The sequence below is a fragment of the Clostridium nitrophenolicum genome, from assembly GCF_055391695.1.
On sequence record NZ_AP042469.1, the window covers coordinates 2,085,439 to 2,107,613 of the forward strand.

The 22,175-nt window shown below is 29.1% G+C and carries 18 protein-coding genes; 11 read left to right on the forward strand and 7 right to left on the reverse strand.

Annotated elements, in window-relative coordinates; translation table 11 throughout:
- Positions 1-32: 32 nt before the first annotated feature.
- The gene (locus ACZ5N4_RS09710; protein ID WP_464209411.1) at positions 33-2,015 is read left to right on the forward strand and encodes an FtsX-like permease family protein; all 1,983 of its coding nucleotides are present in this window, start codon (positions 33-35) and stop codon (positions 2,013-2,015) included.
- A 141-nt stretch (positions 2,016-2,156) separates the two neighbouring features.
- On the opposite strand, the gene ACZ5N4_RS09715 is transcribed toward ACZ5N4_RS09710, so the two are convergent.
- A complete protein-coding gene (locus tag ACZ5N4_RS09715; protein ID WP_464209413.1) occupies positions 2,157-2,291 on the reverse strand; it encodes a hypothetical protein in 135 nt (44 codons plus the stop codon).
- 275 nt (positions 2,292-2,566) lie between these two features.
- On the opposite strand from ACZ5N4_RS09715, the gene ACZ5N4_RS09720 reads away from it, so the two are divergent.
- Together ACZ5N4_RS09720 and ACZ5N4_RS09725 are read left to right on the forward strand one after the other, a co-directional pair.
- The gene (locus tag ACZ5N4_RS09720; RefSeq protein ID WP_464209415.1) at positions 2,567-3,298 is read left to right on the forward strand and encodes a response regulator transcription factor; all 732 of its coding nucleotides are present in this window, start codon (positions 2,567-2,569) and stop codon (positions 3,296-3,298) included.
- Position 3,299: 1 nt separating this feature from the next.
- Positions 3,300-4,706, forward strand: coding sequence for a sensor histidine kinase (locus tag ACZ5N4_RS09725; protein ID WP_464209417.1), 1,407 nt, complete (start codon positions 3,300-3,302; stop codon positions 4,704-4,706).
- Between the two features lie 189 nt (positions 4,707-4,895).
- On the opposite strand, the gene ACZ5N4_RS09730 is transcribed toward ACZ5N4_RS09725, so the two are convergent.
- From ACZ5N4_RS09730 to ACZ5N4_RS09740, 3 genes are all read right to left on the reverse strand, one after another.
- Complete coding sequence (locus ACZ5N4_RS09730) at positions 4,896-6,254, reverse strand: hypothetical protein (protein WP_464209418.1); 1,359 nt, start codon at positions 6,252-6,254, stop codon at positions 4,896-4,898.
- Positions 6,255-6,340: 86 nt separating this feature from the next.
- A complete protein-coding gene (locus tag ACZ5N4_RS09735) occupies positions 6,341-7,807 on the reverse strand; it encodes a sensor histidine kinase (RefSeq protein ID WP_464209420.1) in 1,467 nt (488 codons plus the stop codon).
- Positions 7,782-8,483 carry a response regulator transcription factor gene (locus tag ACZ5N4_RS09740; protein WP_464209421.1) on the reverse strand — a complete coding sequence of 234 codons (702 nt, stop codon included), beginning with the start codon at positions 8,481-8,483 and terminating at the stop codon, positions 7,782-7,784. Before ACZ5N4_RS09740 ends, ACZ5N4_RS09735 begins: the two co-directional genes overlap by 26 nt.
- A gap of 358 nt (positions 8,484-8,841) precedes the next feature.
- Between ACZ5N4_RS09740 and ACZ5N4_RS09745 the strand changes: the two genes are divergently transcribed.
- Together ACZ5N4_RS09745 and ACZ5N4_RS09750 are read left to right on the forward strand one after the other, a co-directional pair.
- Positions 8,842-10,086: a WD40/YVTN/BNR-like repeat-containing protein gene (locus ACZ5N4_RS09745; protein WP_464209423.1), complete on the forward strand. Its 1,245-nt coding sequence runs from the start codon at positions 8,842-8,844 to the stop codon at positions 10,084-10,086.
- A gap of 20 nt (positions 10,087-10,106) precedes the next feature.
- The gene (locus ACZ5N4_RS09750) at positions 10,107-10,979 is read left to right on the forward strand and encodes a hypothetical protein (protein WP_464209425.1); all 873 of its coding nucleotides are present in this window, start codon (positions 10,107-10,109) and stop codon (positions 10,977-10,979) included.
- 33 nt (positions 10,980-11,012) lie between these two features.
- On the opposite strand, the gene ACZ5N4_RS09755 is transcribed toward ACZ5N4_RS09750, so the two are convergent.
- The 3 genes from ACZ5N4_RS09755 to ACZ5N4_RS09765 all read right to left on the reverse strand — a co-directional run bounded on the left by ACZ5N4_RS09755 (position 11,013) and on the right by ACZ5N4_RS09765 (position 13,213).
- Positions 11,013-11,579, reverse strand: coding sequence for a hypothetical protein (locus ACZ5N4_RS09755; protein WP_464209427.1), 567 nt, complete (start codon positions 11,577-11,579; stop codon positions 11,013-11,015).
- A gap of 382 nt (positions 11,580-11,961) precedes the next feature.
- The gene (locus ACZ5N4_RS09760) at positions 11,962-12,171 is read right to left on the reverse strand and encodes a DUF1657 domain-containing protein (RefSeq protein ID WP_464209429.1); all 210 of its coding nucleotides are present in this window, start codon (positions 12,169-12,171) and stop codon (positions 11,962-11,964) included.
- Between the two features lie 244 nt (positions 12,172-12,415).
- Complete coding sequence (locus ACZ5N4_RS09765) at positions 12,416-13,213, reverse strand: polysaccharide deacetylase family protein (RefSeq protein WP_464209431.1); 798 nt, start codon at positions 13,211-13,213, stop codon at positions 12,416-12,418.
- 424 nt (positions 13,214-13,637) lie between these two features.
- Between ACZ5N4_RS09765 and ACZ5N4_RS09770 the strand changes: the two genes are divergently transcribed.
- The 6 genes from ACZ5N4_RS09770 to ACZ5N4_RS09795 all read left to right on the forward strand — a co-directional run bounded on the left by ACZ5N4_RS09770 (position 13,638) and on the right by ACZ5N4_RS09795 (position 22,163).
- Positions 13,638-13,835 (forward strand): hypothetical protein, encoded by a 198-nt coding sequence (locus ACZ5N4_RS09770; RefSeq protein WP_464209433.1) that lies wholly within the window; start codon positions 13,638-13,640, stop codon positions 13,833-13,835.
- 513 nt (positions 13,836-14,348) lie between these two features.
- Positions 14,349-16,949 carry a polysaccharide deacetylase family protein gene (locus tag ACZ5N4_RS09775; RefSeq protein WP_464209435.1) on the forward strand — a complete coding sequence of 867 codons (2,601 nt, stop codon included), beginning with the start codon at positions 14,349-14,351 and terminating at the stop codon, positions 16,947-16,949.
- A 24-nt stretch (positions 16,950-16,973) separates the two neighbouring features.
- Complete coding sequence (locus tag ACZ5N4_RS09780) at positions 16,974-18,860, forward strand: glycosyltransferase family 2 protein (protein ID WP_464209437.1); 1,887 nt, start codon at positions 16,974-16,976, stop codon at positions 18,858-18,860.
- Entirely contained in the window at positions 18,844-20,529 is a 1,686-nt protein-coding gene (locus tag ACZ5N4_RS09785) for a polysaccharide deacetylase family protein (RefSeq protein WP_464209439.1), read from the forward strand. The genes ACZ5N4_RS09780 and ACZ5N4_RS09785 overlap by 17 nt, the downstream gene beginning before the upstream one ends.
- A gap of 15 nt (positions 20,530-20,544) precedes the next feature.
- On the forward strand, positions 20,545-21,600 hold the full coding sequence (locus tag ACZ5N4_RS09790) for a glycosyl hydrolase family 18 protein (RefSeq protein ID WP_464209441.1): 1,056 nt from the start codon (positions 20,545-20,547) through the stop codon (positions 21,598-21,600).
- A gap of 41 nt (positions 21,601-21,641) precedes the next feature.
- Positions 21,642-22,163, forward strand: coding sequence for a flavodoxin domain-containing protein (locus ACZ5N4_RS09795; RefSeq protein ID WP_464209443.1), 522 nt, complete (start codon positions 21,642-21,644; stop codon positions 22,161-22,163).
- Positions 22,164-22,175 lie beyond the last annotated feature (12 nt).

Consider the following 22,175-nt stretch of genomic DNA (forward strand, 5'->3'; position numbering starts at 1 on the left):
CATATTTTTAAATATAGTAGGGGGAAGTGAAAATGACACTATTTAAACTTGGAATAAACAACGTAAAACACAATTTTAAAAACTATATTTCCTATTTTGTAAGTACATTAACCTCAATTTTTATTCTTATGATATTTTATTCTATGTATTATAGCCATCAAGTACAATTACTAAGTTCAAGTAAGGTTAAGGTAGGAGCAATTTTTAAAGCATCAGCTTTTGTAGTTATAATATTTTCAGCTATTTTTATATGGTATGCAAACAGCTTTTTTATAAAAAATAAAAAGAAAGAAGTTGCCATATACTCACTACTTGGCATGAAAAAAAAGGAAATAGGTATGCTAATGTTCTTCGAAAATATTTTTCTAGGTATACTCGCATTAATTGTTGGTGTGCCTTTAGGAGCTATTACCTCTAAGTTCTTTTTAAGAATACTTGCTATGTGTATGAAATCAAATAAACCTATACAGTATAACTTTGATGTTAGAGCTGTAGGCATGACAAGCTTTATTTTTATGATTATATTCTTAATAAATTCTATAAAAGCTTATGGAGTAATATACAAGTTTAGGCTTATAGAACTTATACATGCAGCTAAGGAAGGAGAGAAGAAGCCTAAATTTTCTAGAGTTTTAGCATTATTATCATTAATAATGGTTATTAGCGGATACATTGGTGTGTTAAAAATAAATTTGGAGTCTGGGGGAGTCCAAATGCTGTACAAAGGTCTTCTTATAACACTGCTTGTTGTTGCAGGAACTTATATATTGTTTAACAACCTAATAATTTATATCTTTAAGTTATTTGAGAAAAATAAAAAAGTATATTATAAGGGAGAAAATCTAATAGGAGTATCTCAAATAATCTATAGAATCAAAGGAAATTCTAATCTTCTGGCAACCATAGCTGTTATTTCCGCTGTTGCCATTACCGCATTGTGTTTTACCTTTAGTCTTAATGTGACCAATGATAAAATTGCACCCAATGGATGTCCTTTTTCAATAATGTATCAAAGCGATGACGAGGAATTAAACAAAAAAGTTGAAGCTGTTATTAATAATCATAAAGAGATTAAAACAACTTATAAAACGGATATTATAATGATAAATGGAAGTGGGCTTACACAAAAATATAAGGGTCCCTTTGGAAAGGATTTAAAGGCTCCTTTTGATATGTTTGTAATATCAGCCTCCGAATACAAGGATATTGTAAATAATTCAGGTTTTAATGATGGTACAGATGTTACCGCTAGAGCTAAAGATATTAAAATTAATAAAGAAAATCAATGTTTCTTTATTGAAGTAAGCAGTTTATCACAAGGAAGAGGAAGATTAACTGGTGATGAACTTAATGCAACTATTGGTGGAAAAACCTATAAATTTGATATATCAGATTCTGATATAAAATGTGTTTTGGGAGTTAAATTTCAAAAAACAACTATAGTAGTGCCAGATACCTTTTTTACTAAGCTTTTAAATGAGAATAGGAATAATATAACTGTTATAAGAGCTTATAATTTTGATAATCCACTAAAAAGTGAAAATGTTGTTAAAGAACTTGCTAAAATGATGCCAAAGGACAGGACTTTCTCTTCCTACTATGATATGTATGCTGAAGTTCATACTCTCTATGGAAGCTATGTATTCATAGGTGCATTTTTAGGTATTCTCTTTGTTGTTTCTACTGGAAGTATAATGTATTATAAACAGTTAACAGAAGCCTATGAAGATAAGAATAGATATTCAGTACTTTCAAAGATAGGGTTAACTAAGAAAGAAAATTTAAGAATTGTATCAAAGCAATTGGGATTTATTTTTGTAATGCCACTTTTATTTGGTATTCTTCATAGCATATTTCCACTTATAGCCTATATGAAATATCTCTGCGGCTTTTCAATATCACAGATAGAATGGATGGGTATGACAATGGGAGTATATGCAGTAATTTATTTATGCTTTTATCTTCTTTCTGTTAAATCTTATATGAAAATTATAACAAAAAATGCTGTGTATTAATTACAAGGTATAAAATTGACTTGATGAGGAAAAGTACAATTATTTTTTTGAGAAATGAGTTTGCAAAAGAATAGAAACCAGAGTGCCTAATTTAATATTATAAGTAATCTGGTTTCTGTTCTGTTATTTTATTACTAACTATTATTTGTTTTTATGATTATTATTTTTACCAGTGGTGCCATTGACAGTATCTAAGGAATGTATACTAGTACTATTGCCCATATTCTCTATAGCTTTATTTATCTTAACGTTTTTATCTTTTTTATTTTTATTCATAAATTTAGACTCCTTTCAATAATAAAAGTTACTAATGTGTATTCATTATAGTTATAGGATTCACATATTATTTATGAATATGTATGGTGTTTTTTGTATTACTTTAATGGATAGTATTTTAATTCGATTTTCAGCTCATGCTTTCTTGTTATTGATATTTACATTCCAATAAACGTATAATAAATATATTAAATTAGTACTGATTTTTAATTATGACATATCACTAATGTGGAAAACATTACAATTGGATATGATAATAAAAGAGGTGTTTTGAAATGAATTTAGTAAATGATGCAGATAAAAGAGTATTACTTATAGATGATGAAAAAGATATAACTGATCTAATAGAGGATGTTTTATTAAAAGAAGGCTTTAAGAATATTAGAAAGGCTCATTGTGGTTTAGATGGTATAACAATATGTAAGGATGAAAAACCTGATGTAGTAGTACTTGATATAATGCTTCCAGATATTGATGGGATAGAAGCATGTAAAAGGATAAGGCAATTTTCCTACTGCCCAATTTTATTCTTGTCTGCAAAAAATAGTGATATAGATAAAATTGTTGGACTAAGTATGGGAGGCGATGATTATATCACCAAACCTTTCAGTCCAAGGGAAATTGCTTTTCGTATTAAGGCACAGCTCAGAAGGCAGCAGCAGTATGACAGCATAAGGGAAGTTAGTGATAGTAGAAATGAGGCTATTAAGATAGGAAATATTATTATTGACAGGCTGCATAGTCAGGTGTATAGAGAGGATGTAGAAGTTAAGCTTACAGCAAAAGAATATCAACTTCTTCTGTATTTAGCAGAAAACCCTAATAAAATAGTTAATAAGGAAAGACTATGTGAGGTAGTATGGGGAGAAGATTATATGGGATATGATAATACAATTTCTGTTCATATAAGACATTTAAGAGAAAAGCTTGAGGAAAATCCTTCTAAACCTGGAATTATAGTTACTGTAATAGGGCTTGGGTACAAGCTTGTAAAAGGGAATGAGTAGAATGGAGAAATCAGGATACAAAATAGTATTCAATTTATATTATAAATTTTTTATTGCTTTTCTTATTTTAGTTTCAATTTTTATTGGAATAGCATTTTACTTATTAAATGTAAGTATTAGCAGCGAAAATAATTATGCCAACTGGAGCAGCTGGCCTGTATACTTTACATCAAATTTTTATAAAAAAATTAGCTTTGAAGGTGGCAAACCACAGCTAACGGATTCAGCAATAAGTGATTTGAAAAAGTACAAGCTTTATTTTCAAATTGTTGATAAAAATGGGGATGTAACTTTAGGATATAATGAGCCAGCAGGGGCTTCAAAGCATTATGCTCCAATAGATGTGGTTCAGTTATATAAAACTGGAGGTAGCCTTGGAAACTATACTATGTTTGTTGGAAGTGTTAATAACAATGGAGAAAAGTGGACATATATTATAGGCTTTCCTGCAAAAATATCAAAAGTAGTTATGTATTTCAATTATAACAATTTTTTAAAGATCAAGCTTGTTATGCTTGGATTGTTTGTACTCATTATTCTTCTTGTTGCAGTTTATGGAATATGGATGAATCGTATATTATCAAATATAATATCAGGTATAAGAAGACTTGCTTCAAATGCCTATGTTCCTATGAAAGAAAAAGGAATGTATAAGGATGTATTTTATAGTCTTAATCTTTTGGATAATAAGCTTAAAGTTAGTGAAGATGAAAGAAAAAGGAATGAAACTTTAAGAGAGGAATGGGTAGCTAATATTTCCCATGATTTAAAAACTCCACTATCGCCAATAAAAGGGTATGCGGAAATATTAACGGATTATGAATATGATGTTATGCCTCAAGACGTAAAAAAGTATGGAGAGATAATACTTAGAAATGCAAAAAATGTGGAAACTATAGTTGAAAATTTAAATTTCACCTATCAATTAAAAAATGGCATGCTTCCTATAAATCGTAAAGAAGGAAATATAGTGCGTCTATTAAAGGAAGTAATTATAAATATACTAAACCATCCAGAATATAAGGAAAGAAATATTATTTTTAACTGCACAGAGAATAGGGTAAACTTTAATTTTGATAATACACTTCTTAATAGAGCTTTTACCAATTTGCTTTATAATTCAGTAATTCACAATGCTCCAGATACTGTAATAAAAGTTTCTATAAAAGAAGAAGATAAAATATATATAAGAATTGAAGACAACGGAAAAGGTATGGCAGAAGAAGAGTTAAAAAAGCTTTTCGAGAGATATTACAGGGGTACTAATAGCTCGGTAAGTGTTAAAGGTTCAGGACTTGGAATGGCAATTGCAAAGCAAATAATAGAAGCACATGAAGGGGAAATCAATGTGAAAAGTGAGCCGAATATTGGTACAAGCATATATATTGAGTTACCAAAGTACACTTAATTTGAAAGAATAGAATCTATTTATGTTTCAAATATGTCACAACTTTATTATATAACGAACTAAAGGCAACCTTGAGGGTTGCCTTTACAATTTCAACATTATTCTTAAACACAACTTTTATTTAATACAATAATTATTATTTTTAAGGAGATACAAAAGTACCTCCCATATACACAAAAATTCAAAGTTTTAGTTGTCAAAGCTAACAATATAAGTATTTATAGGAGCAGCGCTTGTGTTGTTAGCAAAAACGGAGTCTCCATAAGTAAAGGACAGAGCTGTACCTGTGCTATCCCAACGTATATTTGAAAAGTGTGGAGGTACAATTATCCTTCTTTCTTCAATGCTACCATCTTGTTTTGGTTTTTTAACTATAGCATAGTTATCTGGAGCATTCTTATCTTTTAAGCTGGAAAGCTTGACTATTTCTTTTATAGCTCCACTGTGAGTATCTATAACTTTAATAGATGCATCAGAGTCATTATTATTGTTGTTGGAACCTATATGGGAAGCACTTTCAACATAAACAGCTTTACTACCATCAGGGGATAGTATATAGTCAAAATTAAATGCTGCGCCGCCAAATCTACCTTTAGGCAATTTAATCTCTTGAATTGTTTTACCTGATTCATTTAAAACAAGGGCGCCAAAAGTTCTGTTTACATAAACTCCGTCAGAAGATTTTTCACCGTTATTATTAAAGTTATCAATTATAATGGTTTTACCTTTTTTATCTGCATGTAAAGAATACTGATTTGAGAAAATAGTGCTTATTTCTTTAGTCTTAATATCTACAGTGCGTAATTTAACTCCTTCTTTTCCATTTTCATTTTGAGTATAATAAAACTTTCCTTCTACACTGTTTCCTAAATCTTTAATATCATCAGTACCGGATATCCAGGCAGAATCCAGTTCACCAGCCTTATAACTTCCATCAGCATATACTTTACCTGTAGTATCAATAATTGCCCATTTTCGAAAATAATTTGCTAAAATTTTATTGTTACCTACCCATATAAATTCTGCATCACTATTAAGCTTTTCCGTATTTACGGCTGTAATTTCTCCTGTAGATAAATTTAATAACTTTACATTTTTATGAAGCAAATCTCCTGAATCAAGAGCCTTTTTCCATTCTTCACCACCAATTTTAGGAATAGTTCTCGCCTCTGCATAAAGAACATATTTTTTATCAGGAGATACACCTAAAAATTCATCTATGTCCACATTTTTAAAGTCTTTAGAAGCCTTGGTGCTTAAATTATAAATACTGCAGTATCGTATAGGTATAGTAGAATCTGGATTCTTAAATTCACTCTTTTTAGTTAAAGTCAAAACCTCATTGTCATTGAGCCATGCCACACTTTCAATATTTGCATATTTATCAATTTGAAAGCCGTTTTCGTTAGCTTTAGCAGATGACTTGTATGCCATTACTTTTATATTTTTTTTAGATGAAGCAGAAGTGTTATGGGTAATTACAAATTGACTTATACTACCTATAATCCCTACTGTTAAAATTAGTGATATGATCTTTTTCCTACTCATTGAATTTTCCTCCTTTAATCTTCCTGAGGTTATAATAGCAAAAAACATTCACAAAAGTATCAATAAATGTCACAAATTTGTAAACTTTATATAGAAAATTCAATAGAAAACTTAGAACCTTCCTTTAACTTAGAAGCTACTTTTATTGTACCTCTTTGTTTTTCCACCAATTTTTTTACCAAGGCTAGTCCTAAACCTGCTCCACCAGTTTCTCTGCTTCGATGGCTTTCAACTCTATAAAAGGGCTCAAAAATTTTATCTAAAGCATCCTCAGCTATGCCTATACCAGTGTCTTCCACTGTTAAAATTACTTTATCTTCATTTCTATGGCAGGAAATATGTATGTTTCCATTAGGTTTATTATATTTTATGGCATTATCAATCAAGTTAATAACAATGTGACGTAAGTTTTCTTCATCTGTCGTAGTAATAATATCTTCAATATCACACTCTAATGTTAAGTTATTTTTCTTAATTTTACCCATCATTCTACTACAAATTTGATCTAATATTTCTTTTAGATTTACTTGATTTTTATGTATTTCAAAATCATACTTTTCTAAAGCAGATAAATTCAAAACACTATCCACCATAGCTGTTAAGCGATCACATTCCTTTGATATATTTGAGGTTCCTTCTTCAATCAAATCTAAATCTTTATTATAAATTTGAATCAAATCTGCATAGGCTTTTATAGTAGTAATGGGAGTCTTAAATTCATGAGTCACATTGCTTATAAATTCCTTTTGCTGTTTATCCATTTTTTCTAACTTATCTACAGCAACACTTAAAGTATCTCTTTCAATTTTTAGTTCTCCAATGTTCTTTTCTATGGTATCGCTCATAAAGATTAAGCCTCTGCTTAATTCTCCTAATTCATCATTACGATCAATTTGCTCTAGTTTGCTGAAATTACCTTTTTGAATATTTTCCACTGAATTTTTCATCTTATATATGTCTTTAGTAAGAGTTAAAAAATAAAAAATCCCAAGAATTATACCTAGTGCAAGAGCAAAAAAACCTGTAATTAAAAACATTTTTTTTATGTTATTATAAAACAAGTTATTTTCCTTAACAGAATATTCAAGCTCTAAAATTGCTACTATATTATTCTTATATTTAATTGGTGAATAAAAATATATTACATCATTGACTTTCACATAAGATACTTTACCATCAATAGCGTATTGTATCATAGATTCTTTATCTTTATTTTCATTCAATTTTCCGTCGGTTTTAAATCCTGAAAGAAGTTCTCCTTTTGTATTATAGAGACTGGCAGGTATATTTCTAAGCCAGGGTTTATTAAATATACTTCCTCTTGCAAGTTGAATGCTATTGTCAGTAGAGTTATTGTTGCTTAAGCTGGAACGTTCACTAAAATACTGCTCAAACATGTCCTTTTGTTTAAATAAAGCTGCTTCAACTTCTTTATTTTGATAACTTTTTATACCATTAAGTACTAGAATACTCAAAAATAATATAACTGTTAACAAAAGTGAGGCTGTAAAGGCAATGAGCTTAAATTTAATTCCTATCTTCAAGAAGTTCATCAACTCCTTTGTAACCTATGCCGTGGATGGTATGTATTAAATTTTGATAGTTATCACCTAATTTTCGTCTTATCCTCTGTATGTGTGTATCAACAGTTCGGGTACCTCCAATATAATCCATGCCCCAAACCGTATTTAAAAGCTGCTCCCTAGAATACACTATATTTGGATTTGAAAGAAGCAGATATAATAGATCAAATTCCATTGGAGTAAAGTCAAGCTGTAGATTTTTTAGACTTACAGTTCTTTGTTTTTGATTAATATGAAGATCTGCAATGTCAATTATATTGTTATCATTTTTTTCACTTACAGTTTTTTTAAATCTTCTCGATAGAGACTTCACTCTTGCAATTATTTCTCTTATGTCAAAAGGCTTGGTCAAATAATCATCTGCACCTAATTCCAGCCCTAATATTTTGTCCACAATGTCATTTTTAGCTGTAAGCATAATAATGCCAATATTTTCTCCTTCGAGTTTTTTGCATACATCATAACCATTGATTACAGGAAGCATTAAATCTAAAATTACTATATGTGGGCTAAAGCTTTTTACTTTATCGAGTGCTTCCTGACCATCATAGGCTCTTTCTATATGATAACCTTCTTTTTTTAACGCATAGGTTAATACATCTAAAATGCTCTTTTCATCATCTACTATAAGTATTTTTTCGTTCAAGTTTTATCCCCCCAGATTTTATTATTATCTAAGATTTACAGAAAAAGTATTTAATCTTACTGCAAACCAATTTTCTAATTTAAAGCAGGAATTCAATAAATAAATAAAAATACCCTGTGTTAAATTATAACAAAATTTATAAGCTATATACAAATATTGAAATAGTTATCAGTAGGTGTATCTTTTACATGAATTTTATTCAATGACTTCATAATTTTGATAAAAAAGTGAAAATACGTTATGATATGTATATGCTATATTAATTCAATAGTATTGTTTAACGTTGATTTAGATAAGAAAGATCAGTGTATAGGCTTTAAGTAAGGTATATATTGAAGCAGTTTTAGGGGGATAAAATATGAAAAAGAAAAAGTGGACAATTGTCCTAAGCATATGTACTATAGTGATTCTTTCAGTAACAGCTTTCTTATACTTTAAAGGGCAAGATATTGAGGATGGAGAGAATAAAGGGAAAGTAATTTCAATAGTAAATAATAGCGGAGATTTATTAAATATCGGTGGTAAATTAATTCAGGCTTATATGAAACCATTTATAAATAAATCAGATGAGGATAGAGAAAATATCAGAAAGCTCAATGTTAAAAAAGAAGAAATACTTGAATTTAATAAGGACGAAATGGTTGTAAAGGTAGACTTTGATCTTATTCCTCAGAATAATAAAACTCATAAAAGTTGGGGAAAAATTAAAAATGGAACACTTGAAGCAAGCTGGATATTGAAAATAAAAATTTTAGATAACTATACTTATAAAATTATAGACAAAGAAAAATCAAAAGGATCTAAGGATAAATCTAAAATTGTAATTGAAGCAGAGAAAAAGAAAAAAAGTTTAGGAAAAATCAATAGGAGCTATTATTTAGATGGACACAACATAAAAGCAACATATGACAAAGGAGAGAGCTGGATCAATGTACCTATTGATGCAAAGGTACTTTTCGATAGGGGAGAACCATTAACAAATACTGTTGAACTTCAAAATGGAAGTTTTATTATTACCCCTAAGAACACAAGCTTTGTATATGGTGGAAGTGATAGATTGCCTATTACTGTTTTGATATCAGAAGATAAAGGAATAACTTGGAGAAAATCCTTAGTTACTAATGAAACAGAGGCAAGTAGACAACTGTTTATAGATTTTACATCAGACAAAAGCGGTCATATGGTTGCTGCAGGAGATAGAGCAATGTCTTCAGAAATGACTTATGTTTATGAAACAAAGGATGGTGGAAGTTCATGGAGTAAAATAGGAGATACAAGTAAGATAACTCATACTTTAGTAAATGGAGCAGCCTTTTCAACAGATAAGATAGGATTTATATGTTATAAATCCTATGATAAATATCCTAATATAAAATATACAACTGATAAGGGAAACAATTGGAGTCAATTGAAGCTCCCATTGCCTACTGAATATGAAGGCAAATTTACAGAAGCACAACAGCCAAAGTTTGAAGGAAAAAAGGGTGTAATACTTGTTTGGCAAGGGAAAAGCGGAGAATGGGGGAAAGGAAAGATGGCCAAGTTTACAACCGAGGATTATGGGTTAACGTGGAAGTTTGATGGTATTGTTACAGTAGAATAATGTAAAGGAGTGAGAGATATATGTTAAATAATCATAAGAAAATAAAGATATTATTAGTTAGTATTATTATAATGTTAATACTATTGGCATTAGGTATAGAGGTAGTAAAGTTAAAGGGATATTACTTAATTTATGATTGGATGTATTTTATTATAATTTATATGATCTTAGTTCTATTTATTTTGCTATCTAGTAAAAACAAGCGCTTAAAATGGATAGAGTATGGAGTTATACTTATAATTTTTATATTTAATACTAAAGGCTTATTAGATGCTAATCAAAATAAGGTATTTATCTTTAAGTCTCCTAATTTTAAAAATGAAATAATAATAAAGGAAGCTGTTAACAAGAAGGATGGTTCACTTAAAACTTTAGATTTAAAGAGAAGGTTTTATTTGTTTGCCAAGAAAAGCTCTGAATATCCTACTGAAAAACTATATAGATCTTTTTCAGCAGGAACTTATAAAGTAAATTGGATTAAGGATAATATAGCTACAGTCAATTATTTATATAGTGATAAGGGCAGAAATATTAAACAACATGTATATACTTTTAATTTTAAAGAGCCAATTAGCTATAATTATGTAACAGCTAGTATAACAGGAGTATGGAAAGATAAAGAAAATCCTAATAATACTTTAACTGTTGAAAAAAATAAATTTATTTATGTAAAAGGTGGCAAAACCTTTGTATATGATACAGCTAATGCAGAGCAAAAGGGATATACTGCTGTAGTTTTTAATGGACAAGGTAATGTACCTGATTTATCGATTATATTTAATGAAGGTAATATAATAGAAAGTAATTGTTTATTAAATAAGGAAGCTACTATTTTCATAGGTAATGTATTCTTAGAAGATGAGAAATATGGCTTATTTAAAAAGGTAAAATAAAATTGACCAACTTAATAGTTGATCAATTTTATTTTAATTATGTACACTTCCCATACCAACACTATCTATTTTCCAATTATTATCTTGTTTAATAAGTTTAATAAGCATGCCACTTTGAGCAATTGAATTTTTTTGTAGCTTGTTTACTTTTAGGAAATCATCTTTTGCGTTAATATATTGAAATTTCATTACAGCTGTTACTTCTGCAGTATTAAACTCTTTGTTAAATTGTATTTTGGAAATGTTAAGATCTTGAAGCTTAGTTACTAATTCGTTTCCTTTATAATAATCTACAACAGATTTTTTATAGTTGCTATCATTACGTTTCTTTGCAAAGTCTTGTGAAAAGTCTTTAAACTCTTCGTCGCCTTTAATTGTTTTATAATCTCTATTAGAGTATGCCTTTGCATAGTCAGTAACTATTTGTTTTGTTTTAATTACATCTGGATGCTGATCAACGACATACTTAACAACCTCTTGCTTATTGTTAATAACAACATATGGAGTTTCAGTTTTAGAAGTGTATTTACCGCAACCACTTAAAAACAAAACAGTTAATACCATCATACTTGCAATAACTGTAGAAAAAATTCTTTTCAATTTAAATAACCTCCAGTCAAACATAAAATTTACATCTTTGATTAGATTTTTAGAAGCTTTCCCAAAAGCACACCATCTATTATGGACAATCAAAGAGTATACTTGTACTATTATACATTTTTTATCCTGTAACTTCAACCTTTGGTATTACATAGACTATGATTATACTGCCAAAATCGCCTGTTGTTCAGTTTTTTATTGAGGTCAACCATGAGATTTTGAATAAAACAAAATTCATAGATGATATAAAGAATGGTTTATACTGATTCACAATCTTCTTATTTTGTAAATTTAAACAAGCCTGCATCTCTAATAGATACAGGCTTATGTAGACTTTAGAGTAAAGGGCGATATTTTTACTCTCGCCCTTTTTTACTAAGCTCTACTCATTTAATTGATTATTTTGGTTTAGGTAGTCAACTCTGTCATTTAAAAACTGTAAATGTCTGTCAATATCCGATTTCATACTGTTAAACATTTGTTTTGCCTGTGGATCTTCGGTTGATTGTGCCATCATCGAATAACCGCCCTTTGCAGCTTCACAGGATGCTATTGCTTTTTGTAAATCACTTTGTACTGTCAAACTAATCACCTCACTCTCAACGAAATTAGTTTAACCAAAATACACTGAGATATTCCATATTGCTTAGTATAATACATTTGACAATACATTATAAAGAATATAAATATAAAGCCTGCATCTACTTTTAGATACAGGCTTTATATAGATTACAGGAGGCTACTCGGAGGGGGTTCCATCTATAGTTTATACATATATAGAATAATTATTATAATATTGTTCAATTTATATTGAAGTTGTAATAATACAATACCAGCTATTGTTTTTTGTTTATTATTTCAATGTTCATCATTTCTTTCTCTTCTGCTTCACTTAAGTCACCAAAGGTTCTAAAAACAAATCCTTCATTTTTTAAATATGTTATTATTTCAGGTAGTGATTCCACTGTAAAATGTTTGTAGTACGTATCATGCATAAGTATTACTACAATCTTTTTATTTTGGCATTGATTTTTGACATTTCTTTTTATTTTCTCAACAGGTACTTCGTGAGCATCTGCATCACCTGAGCAAACATTCCAATCTACATACTTTATTCCCTTATCATTTAAGGTTTTTTTTATTGAATCTAAGGTTGTTTTTCTCGCCATAGGGTTATTAGATCCACCTGGAAATCTAATATAATTTATAGGCTCTTTATTAGTTATTTTTTGTATTGTATTTTTACATGCTTCATAATCATCCATATAGGATTTTAAGCTTCCATATATTTTTTTATAATTATGTGAATAAGTATGTACGCCAATGCTCATACCATTATCACTTAGCTCTTTTAGTATGGTAGGATTTTCTTCACACTTTATTCCTACTACAAAAAAAGTAGCTTTTATATTGTTATCATTTAATATCTTTAATATTTTTCTTGTGTTATTTACACTAGGACCATCATCAAAAGTTAAAAATACTTCTTTAGGGCACTCTGTTCCATTTTGATTTTTGAAGCTGTTATTAAATATGGTCAGTTCATCTCCATATACATTAGTTCTGATATTTACGCACATAAACAATAATGTGATTATAAATACAATATATGGATGCTTGGCAAATCTCTTCATGATGAAACACCTTCTTTTGTTTAAAATATTAAATTCCAATCTAAATTATATGGTAACCTATAATTAATAAATAATTATAGTAATTTATTCAACTTAAGAACTTTAAAAGAATATGTGTGTATATTACTTCTTCTAAGAATTGAGATTAGCTTTTAGAGGCTAGTTTCTTTTTTTATAATACATAAAAATTTATTATTTGCTTAAACTATTTTTGTATCATTGACCTTACCCTAAGAATAAAGTGCTATTATTCATGGCAAATGTATTTTTTAGTTTAAAAAGCTGGTGTTATATTACCAGCTTTTTTTACATAAAAATAACCCCCAGTATTTTTTGAGGTTAAAATTTGTGAATATAAATATTTTATAATATTCAAACTATTAAGAATATGGTATAATATGATGTATAGAAGGGGGTATATTTTATGGAACAATATAGAGGATATGAAATAATGGTTATAGAGAATCATGAAAAAGAGTACCCATATAAGGCAATTGCCAGAAAAGGAGAGAAGGAAGTTAAGCATAAGGGACAGAGTAAGATTCAGGCAGTGGATTTTGTCAAAGCAAGCATTAATGTCATTGTAGATAAAATAGAAACAAAAAATGAAATGAATGGATAGAAAAGTGGAAAATTTCATGGAGTAATTGATTTAAATGAATTTCATAACATAGTTAACAGATGTACTTTAATAAAGAGAAGAGAGTGTCTTAAACTGCTGTTTTAAGACACTCTTTTTGTATAATCTACTACCAAACATCATAGTCAGGGCTGCAGCTCATTACTTTATCCTGAAGCCAAGAATTCTGTTTATAGAAATACACCTATTTAGTGTTAATTTTATTTTGATAAAAAAGTAAAAATAAGTTACAATATGGATATACATCTTTAAAATGGCAGTGTTATTTGGGAAAACTATACTTTAAAAGAGTGTCAGAACATTATATAATGAAATGATTGTCTTCAAAAAGTAGCAGCTGGCATTATTGTTAGCGAAGATAAAGTAGTGCTTGCTATTGAAGAGAAGATATATAAGGAATAATATATATCCTTGTAAATAAGTTTTTAAAGAAAGTAAAGGTGGTTTAATATAACCAAAGTTAATTAAATGGAAGTTATAACTGTGAGGTGAAATATGAACAAAAAGCGTATTATTGTTACTATTATAATTTTATCCGCAAGCATTTTTACAGGTATCTTTGTATATAAAAATTATAGTGTAACTACTAGCTCAGGAGAAATAGTAATAAGTAAAAAAAGTAATTATGATGCATCAGAGGAAATTAAAAAGGCATTAAGCTCATTAGATAGTAGTAAAAAGGCAGATTTTATAACAAATGTTGATGCATCATCAAATGTAGTATCATTATCCTTTGAGGGACTTAGTGATAAAGATACTATGGATAAAATAATACATATGTTAGATGAACATGGAATTAAGGCAACATTTTTTATTCCAGGAATTAAAGCAGCTGAGGATCCTAGTATAGTGAAAATGATTCAAAAAGGTGGACATGATATAGGAAGTGGAACTCTTTCTTGGACTAAGAATATGGAGAAATTATCCTCAAAAGAATTGGTTACTGATTTTTGTAGGACTAATAAGATTTTAAGATCTATAACTGGAAAAGATCCTGTTTTACTAAAGTGTAATTCTACTGTTTGTAATGATAACATCTTAACAGCAGCTTATGCATCAGGGAATAAATATGTTGTTAATAGTAATCATTATTTAAGTTATCAAAGTTTTAAAAATTATGATCAAGCATATGGGTATATAAAGAACTTAGAAAAAGGAACAATAATCTCCATAAAATTAGAAGGTGTTCTTGATAGCGCTGAATACGGAGAAAAAAGAGCAGAAGAGAAACCTGCAATAGATAAGCAGACTGGTATAAATGAGGAAAAGAGTAAAGAGGAAAAAGAAGTTACTATTACACAAATAGTAGAATGGATTTTAAAATCAATAGATGAACAAAATAGAACTGTTGTTAAAGTATCTGAGTTCTCAAGTGCTCAAAAATACAATAAACCACAAAAAATAAAAAATGTATCAAATAATGAATATACTAAAAAGAACATATTAAATAATAAACCGGTTGAAAAAAATACATTAGGAAACAAAGAGGAAAATAAAGAGACAAACAAAGAAGTTAATAATGCTATAGATTTAATAAATTTTAAAGAATTAATAGAAAAAAATAATAAAAAACAAGCACCTGTTGTTTCAGAATTTTACACTACCCAAAAGTCTTTAGCATATACATTTAGAGGACTAAGCAATAAAACTAGCTTAGATAAAGTATTGGAAACACTTGAAAGACTTAATGCGAAGGGAACATTTTTTGTAACAAAAGAAGAAATATTAAAATATCCTGACAGAATAAACAAAATCTTAAGTAAAGGTCATGAAATTGGAAACGGCGGTATAACAACTAATTTGACTTTATTAAATAAATCAACAGAAGAAATTTGTAAAGAAATATATGAAGTGGATAAATTATTAAAAGAAAAAGGAATAACTACAAATGCATATATGGCTGGGTATGGGTATGCAGATCCTCAAATTCAAGAAGCCTTATCAGCAATAACTAATATTCCTTCCCTTAAAAATTATGAATTATTTACCTACACAAAGGCACCTATTATTAACAAATACAAAGGTATGAGTGCTGAAGACATTGTGTCTGATTATTTCAACATAAATTCATATCTATCACTTCGAAAGGGAGAAATAGTTTACTTTAGATTAGACTCTAATTTATTTAAAAATGATGAACTTATTGCCAATGTAATTGATCTAGTAACTAAAAATTATGTTCAAAATGGCTACATGAGCAAGTATAATGAAAAGTTAAAATCCTATGATTTAGCTCAAAAGCCATTAGGCTATTCAGTAGTAACATTAGATAATTTACAAAAAACTATTGAAACATCATCACAGTTTGGTAGATACAATATTACAGGGAATCCAATCCCTATGAAGGAAAGAACCTATGAAGAAGCACTAGGAATGATGAAAACTAATTATATAGGAAATGAGTATATAGATTTAAGTGACTTTAGTGAAGAGGAAAAACTATCTATTGATAAAAGCGGAACTATTGATACAAAGGGTGAAAATGTTATATTCTTTACCTTTGATGACTGGGGAGGAGACCCAGTAGTAAATGAAATACTAGATGTATTAAATAAACATAAAGTAAAGGCAACCTTCTTTGTAATATCAAAATATGCAGATATTAATAGCGGTATATCAAATGCTAACCCAAACCTACTTAGAACTATTGCTTTAAATGGTCATGATATTGGAAGCCATAATTATAACCATGAGCTTTTGGGTACTAACAGAAAAGAACTTGAAGAGTCCTTAGTTAAATCTTATGACGTTATGGAAAGAGTAATAGGTGATTTAGACTCCCTTAGACCATATTTTAGACCACCTACCTTGCTTTTAAGAAAAGAAGGGTTAGCGGCGGTATATGAAAGTGGCTATAAATATACTGTTAGTGGAAATATTACAACTCATGACTATGAAAGGCCTTCTGCACAGGATATTGTTGATTACATAAGAGATGGACTAGTTAAAAATAGGGGGAACGTAATAGTAATGCATATGAATGACCAGGCTTATTATACCGCTGAAGCTTTAGATATATTCCTAACTAACAATGAAAAAGGATTGTATGGAGAAAAATATAAAATTGCAAAGCTAAGTGATTATTTAGAAAAATAATGCTATAAATTAGGAGTTTGAAGAATGAGGTTTAAATACGAGAAATTAAAAAAAGATCAAGGTAAAGCCGAGGATATTCTTTTAAATCCACGCAGAGATAGGAGATTACTCGCAAATGTTCCTGATAAAGAAGCTATAAGAAGTAGTGTTGATCGTAGAGGGAAAAAGGTATTAGAGGATTATAATGGTGATCCCAGTTTGTTTATAAAAAGTAAAAAAGCTGGGATAAGATATGTAATGCAAACTGACGTTGAAATAATATGTAAAAGCGAAAAAGGCAGCAGTACATTTACAGTTAAATCCTTAGATGTTTCTACTACAGGAATTTTACTAGAATTAAAAGATCAAGAACAATTAAATATAATTAGTGATTCTAATAATATTAAATTAGAATTTAAAGTATTACCTGGTTCTATGCCAGAAGGATATGAAATGAATGTTAAAATTAATGGGAAAAAGGTTCGGGATTCTATTACAGCAGATGGAAAAATAATATGCGGCATAGAATTTACTGAAAGCTTATCACAATATTCCGGTAGAAAGAAGGATAGGTATATATTAGCTGCATCTAGCTTATTATTATTGTTTATAAGTATATTCATTATATTAATGCGTGCAGAAAGTGTTTTATATTTTAGATTTAATAAGTGGCTATATCTATATAGTATTATTGCAGCTGTATTTTTATTAAGTAGATATTTATTTGGTGTTTTGTACAAGCCTATTCCAATAGATGTTAATTACACACCAGGTGTAACAATTATTATTCCTTGCTTTAATGAAGAGGAATGGATAGAAAACACAATTTTAAGCTGCATTAACCAAGACTATCCTATTGATAAATTAGAAATTATAGTTGTAGATGATTGTTCTAATGATAATTCTGTAGATAAAATTAAAGAGACTATAGAGAAACTAAATAAAGAAGCAGAAAGATTTGATGCTCCAAGTAGGGTAAAGTATTTTGTTCAAGAAAGGAACTTAGGGAAAAGAGATGCTCTTTCCAGAGGAGTTTTAAATGCAAAGCATGATTTAGTTGTATTTGTTGATTCAGACAGCTTCTTAGAACCTTTTGCAATAAGAAATCTGGTTCAACCTTTTAAAGACCCTAAGATGGGTGGAGTATCAGGTAGAACCGATGTTGCGAATACTTATACAAATAATTTAACTAAAATGCAGTCTGTTAGATATTATATTGCTTTTAGAATTATGAAAGCAGCAGAAGCTTATTTTGATGCAGTTACATGTTTATCAGGACCACTGTCTTGCTACAGAAAACAAATAGTTATGGATAATATGAATGAATGGATAAATCAAAGGTTTTTAGGCCAAAAGGCAACCTTTGGAGATGATAGAGCTATGACTAATTTTGTATTGAATGGACATAGAACTAGTTATCAAGATACGGCAATTTGTTCTACTATTGTACCTAATAAGTATAAGGTATTTCTTAAGCAGCAAATGAGATGGAAAAGGTCATGGCTCAGAGAGTCAATTATTGCAGGAAAGTTTATGTGGAAAAAGGAACCTTTTATGGCCTCTTTCTTTTATATGGGGGTATTTGTTCCTATTGCTGCACCTGTAATATTTACTTATAACCTAATTTATGTACCAATTGTACACAAGATATTTCCAACCACATTTCTTGTTGGATTATTGATGATGGCATTATTGATGAGCTTTGCCCAAATGTTCTTTAGAAGAAGTACAACTTGGATTTTTGGAATGTTATTTTGTATTTATTATGAAGCGGTATTACTTTGGCAAATGCCTATAGCATGGGTAACATTTTGGAAATCAACTTGGGGGACAAGAATGACTCCAAGTGATATAGAAGCTCAAAGGAAAAAAGAGCAAAGGAAAGCTTCTAGAATACTAATAAAAAAGGAGGAGAATGCATTTGAAGAATAAAAATTTTTCTCCTGAAAAGAAAGATAGAGTTAAGATAATAAGAAGTATATTTCAAGGAATAATTTTATGTGCAGTATTAATAGTTATTATAAAAGCTGTATGTACCTTTTCAGTATATGAGCCCTATAGTTCAAATACTGTTTCTAAAGACAGAAAAAGTGGTTTTATTGCGGTATCATATTTTGGTGTAGATAGAACTGGAGATGCTACACTAATAAGTACTGAAGCATTAGAGAAACAAATAAAAGCATTAAAAGACAATGGATATGTAACAATAACTCAGCAAGATATATTAGATTACTATAAAAAAGGAAAGGCATTACCAGAAAAATCATTGTTTTTATTATTTGAGGATGGAAGAAGAGATACAGCAATATTTTCTCAAAAAATTCTAGAACAATATAACTATAAAGCCACAATGCTGACTTATGCAGATAAATTTGCAAAGAAAGACCCTAAGTTTTTAACGCCTAAAGACTTATTACAACTAAAAGATACCTCTTATTGGGAATTGGGTACTAATGGATATAGGTTGGAGTATATCAATGTTTTTGATAAAGACTCAAATTACTTAGGAAATTTAAATTCTGTTGAGTTCTCAAAGGCAGCCTCTAAAATCAATAGACAATATAATCATTATCTGATGGATTATCTTAGAGATGAACATGGAATTCCTGTGGAAAGCTATGAAGAGATGAAAGAACGTATTGATAATGATTATAAAAGCTTATCAAATATATATAATAAAGAGCTTGGATATGTACCATCTTTATATGGGCTGATGCATTCAAATACAGGAAAGTTTGGTACAAATGATAAAGCTAGTGAAGTAAACGGCAAATGGATTAAAGAGTTATTTAGTATGAATTTTAATAGAGAGGGATACTCATTAAATTTACCAAACAGCTCTATTTATGACTTAACTAGAGTTCAACCACAGGCATATTGGAGCACTAATCATTTATTAATGAGAATTTGGGATGATACTAAAAGAAATACTGAATTTGTTGTAGGAGATGAAGAAAAAGCTAAAAAGTTCCAAGAAATAAAAGGACAAGCGGAGTTTATAGATGATAAAATTATATTAACATCCCTGCCAAAAGAAAAAGGACTTATTAAGCTGTTAAATAGTAAAAATTATAAGAATATTAAAGTATCAACGATGTTAAATGGTAATATTATAGGTTCTCAGTCTATATATTTAAGATCCAATGAAGATGGGAGCAATAGCATATGTGTTCAACTTATTAATAATACAGTTAATGTTATTGAAAATTCAAATGGGAATAAAAATATCCTACATTCTTTAGCCTTAGGTGATAAGAATAAAGAATTTGATATAAAAGAACCTGGAAGTAAGAAAGTTGATATAACATTAATTGATAAAAAGCTGACTTTATCTATTGATGACAAGAAAATAGTAGAAGACTTAAAAGTAAGTAATGAAAATGAGGGAAGTATTCTTCTTGAGTCTTCATGGGGAAACTATGGATATAGCCAAAGAAACATTGCAGATGATGTATATGATGGAGTATTTAAAAGTTTTAAAGTAACTAATATGAATAACGAAGTTTTATATGATTCTTCCTTAAAAGGAGTAGAAGCTGTAACTTATAAAGTTAAAAACTCCTTTAATAAACTTGTGAATTGGTTTATTAAAAATTTATAGTTTGAGAGGTAGTTAATGAGTAATAGTTTGAGAAAAAGATTAATTTTTGTTGGATCAGTAATATTATTAGTAGTGTTAATACCAGTTATATATATAACTGTTAGCTCAAAAGAATCTAATTCTAAGAATAAAGATGTAGCCTTGGATAAAGATACAAAAGTATTTGGTGAGAATATAAATAATCTATCAGCTTGGGTTGTATATTGGGATTTAAATTCTGATAAAGAAATTAAAACCTTAGATGAAAAATTGAAAAATATCTCTTATTTTGCAGCTAATTTTAATTCAAATAATGAATTGAGGATGCCAGAAGAATTAATTAACTACTATAACAAAACAAAGGATTATAAGTACAATAAGTACATGACTGTTGTCAATGATAAATTAAATGATGATGGGAGTTATTCATTAAAAGATACAAATTTATTAAAATCTTTATTAAGTAATCCAGATTCAAGAAGTAAGCATATTGAAGAGATTATAAACTTAGCAGTTAAATATGGTTTTGATGGTATAGAAATTGACTATGAACAAATAAAAAATGACATTAAATTATGGGATAATTACATATTATTTATAAATGAACTATACCAAAAAGCTGAAAAAGGAGGTTTAAAGCTAAGAGTTGTATTAGAAACTAACACACCTTTTGATAAATTGAGTTTTGCTGAAGGTCCAACCTATGTATTAATGTGCTACAATTTGCATGGGGGTTTTAGTAAACCAGGAGAAAAAGCAAATCCTGAATTTATCAGGAATTCAATAGAAAAAATGAGTAAAGTTCCAGGAAAAAAGGATTTTGCAATTGCTACGGGAGGCTTTAACTGGGCATCTAATGGGAAAACTACTTCCGTTACAGAAGCTGAAGCTAGTAATTTATTAAAAAAATATAATGCTAAAGCAGAACGTGACGATAAAAGCCAGTGCTTGTTCTTCAATTATAAAGATGAAGATAATATAGAGCATGAGGTTTGGTATGCTGACAAAACTACCTTGGAGTCTTGGATGAAGGTTATAACAGAAAAGGGATATAATATCAGTATTTGGAGATTAGGTGGCAATTTGTTTTAATGTGAACTTTATGTAGATTTTTAATATGGGGGGTATTGAAAATGAAAGCTGTGGTAATATATAAATCACAAACAAGCTTTACTAAGAAATATGCTGAATGGATTGCTGAAGAGTTAGGAGCAGATATTTTTCATGTATCAGAGGCTAATGTAGACATGCTGAAAAACTATGATACTGTAATTTATGGTGGTGGATTATATGCCAGCGGAATAAATGGCGTAAAATTTATAACAGAAAACAGTGAGAGTCTTAAGGGTAAAAAGATTATAGTTTTTGCAACAGGAGCCTCTGTAGGAAGAGCTGAGGAAGTTGATGGAGTGAAAAATAAAAACTTTACTGCTGAGCAGCAGAAATACATTAAGTTCTTTTATTTGCGTGGTGGATTTAACTATGAAAAACTCAGCACTCTTAACAAAATACTCATGACACTTCTAAAGTGGAAGTTAAAAACGAAAAAAGATTTAACACCTGATGAACGAGGTATGCTAGCTTCCTATGATCATCCTGTGGATTTCGTAAAAAAGAAAAATGTACAAGAGTTAGTTGCCTATGCAAATTCATAATTTTGATAGGAG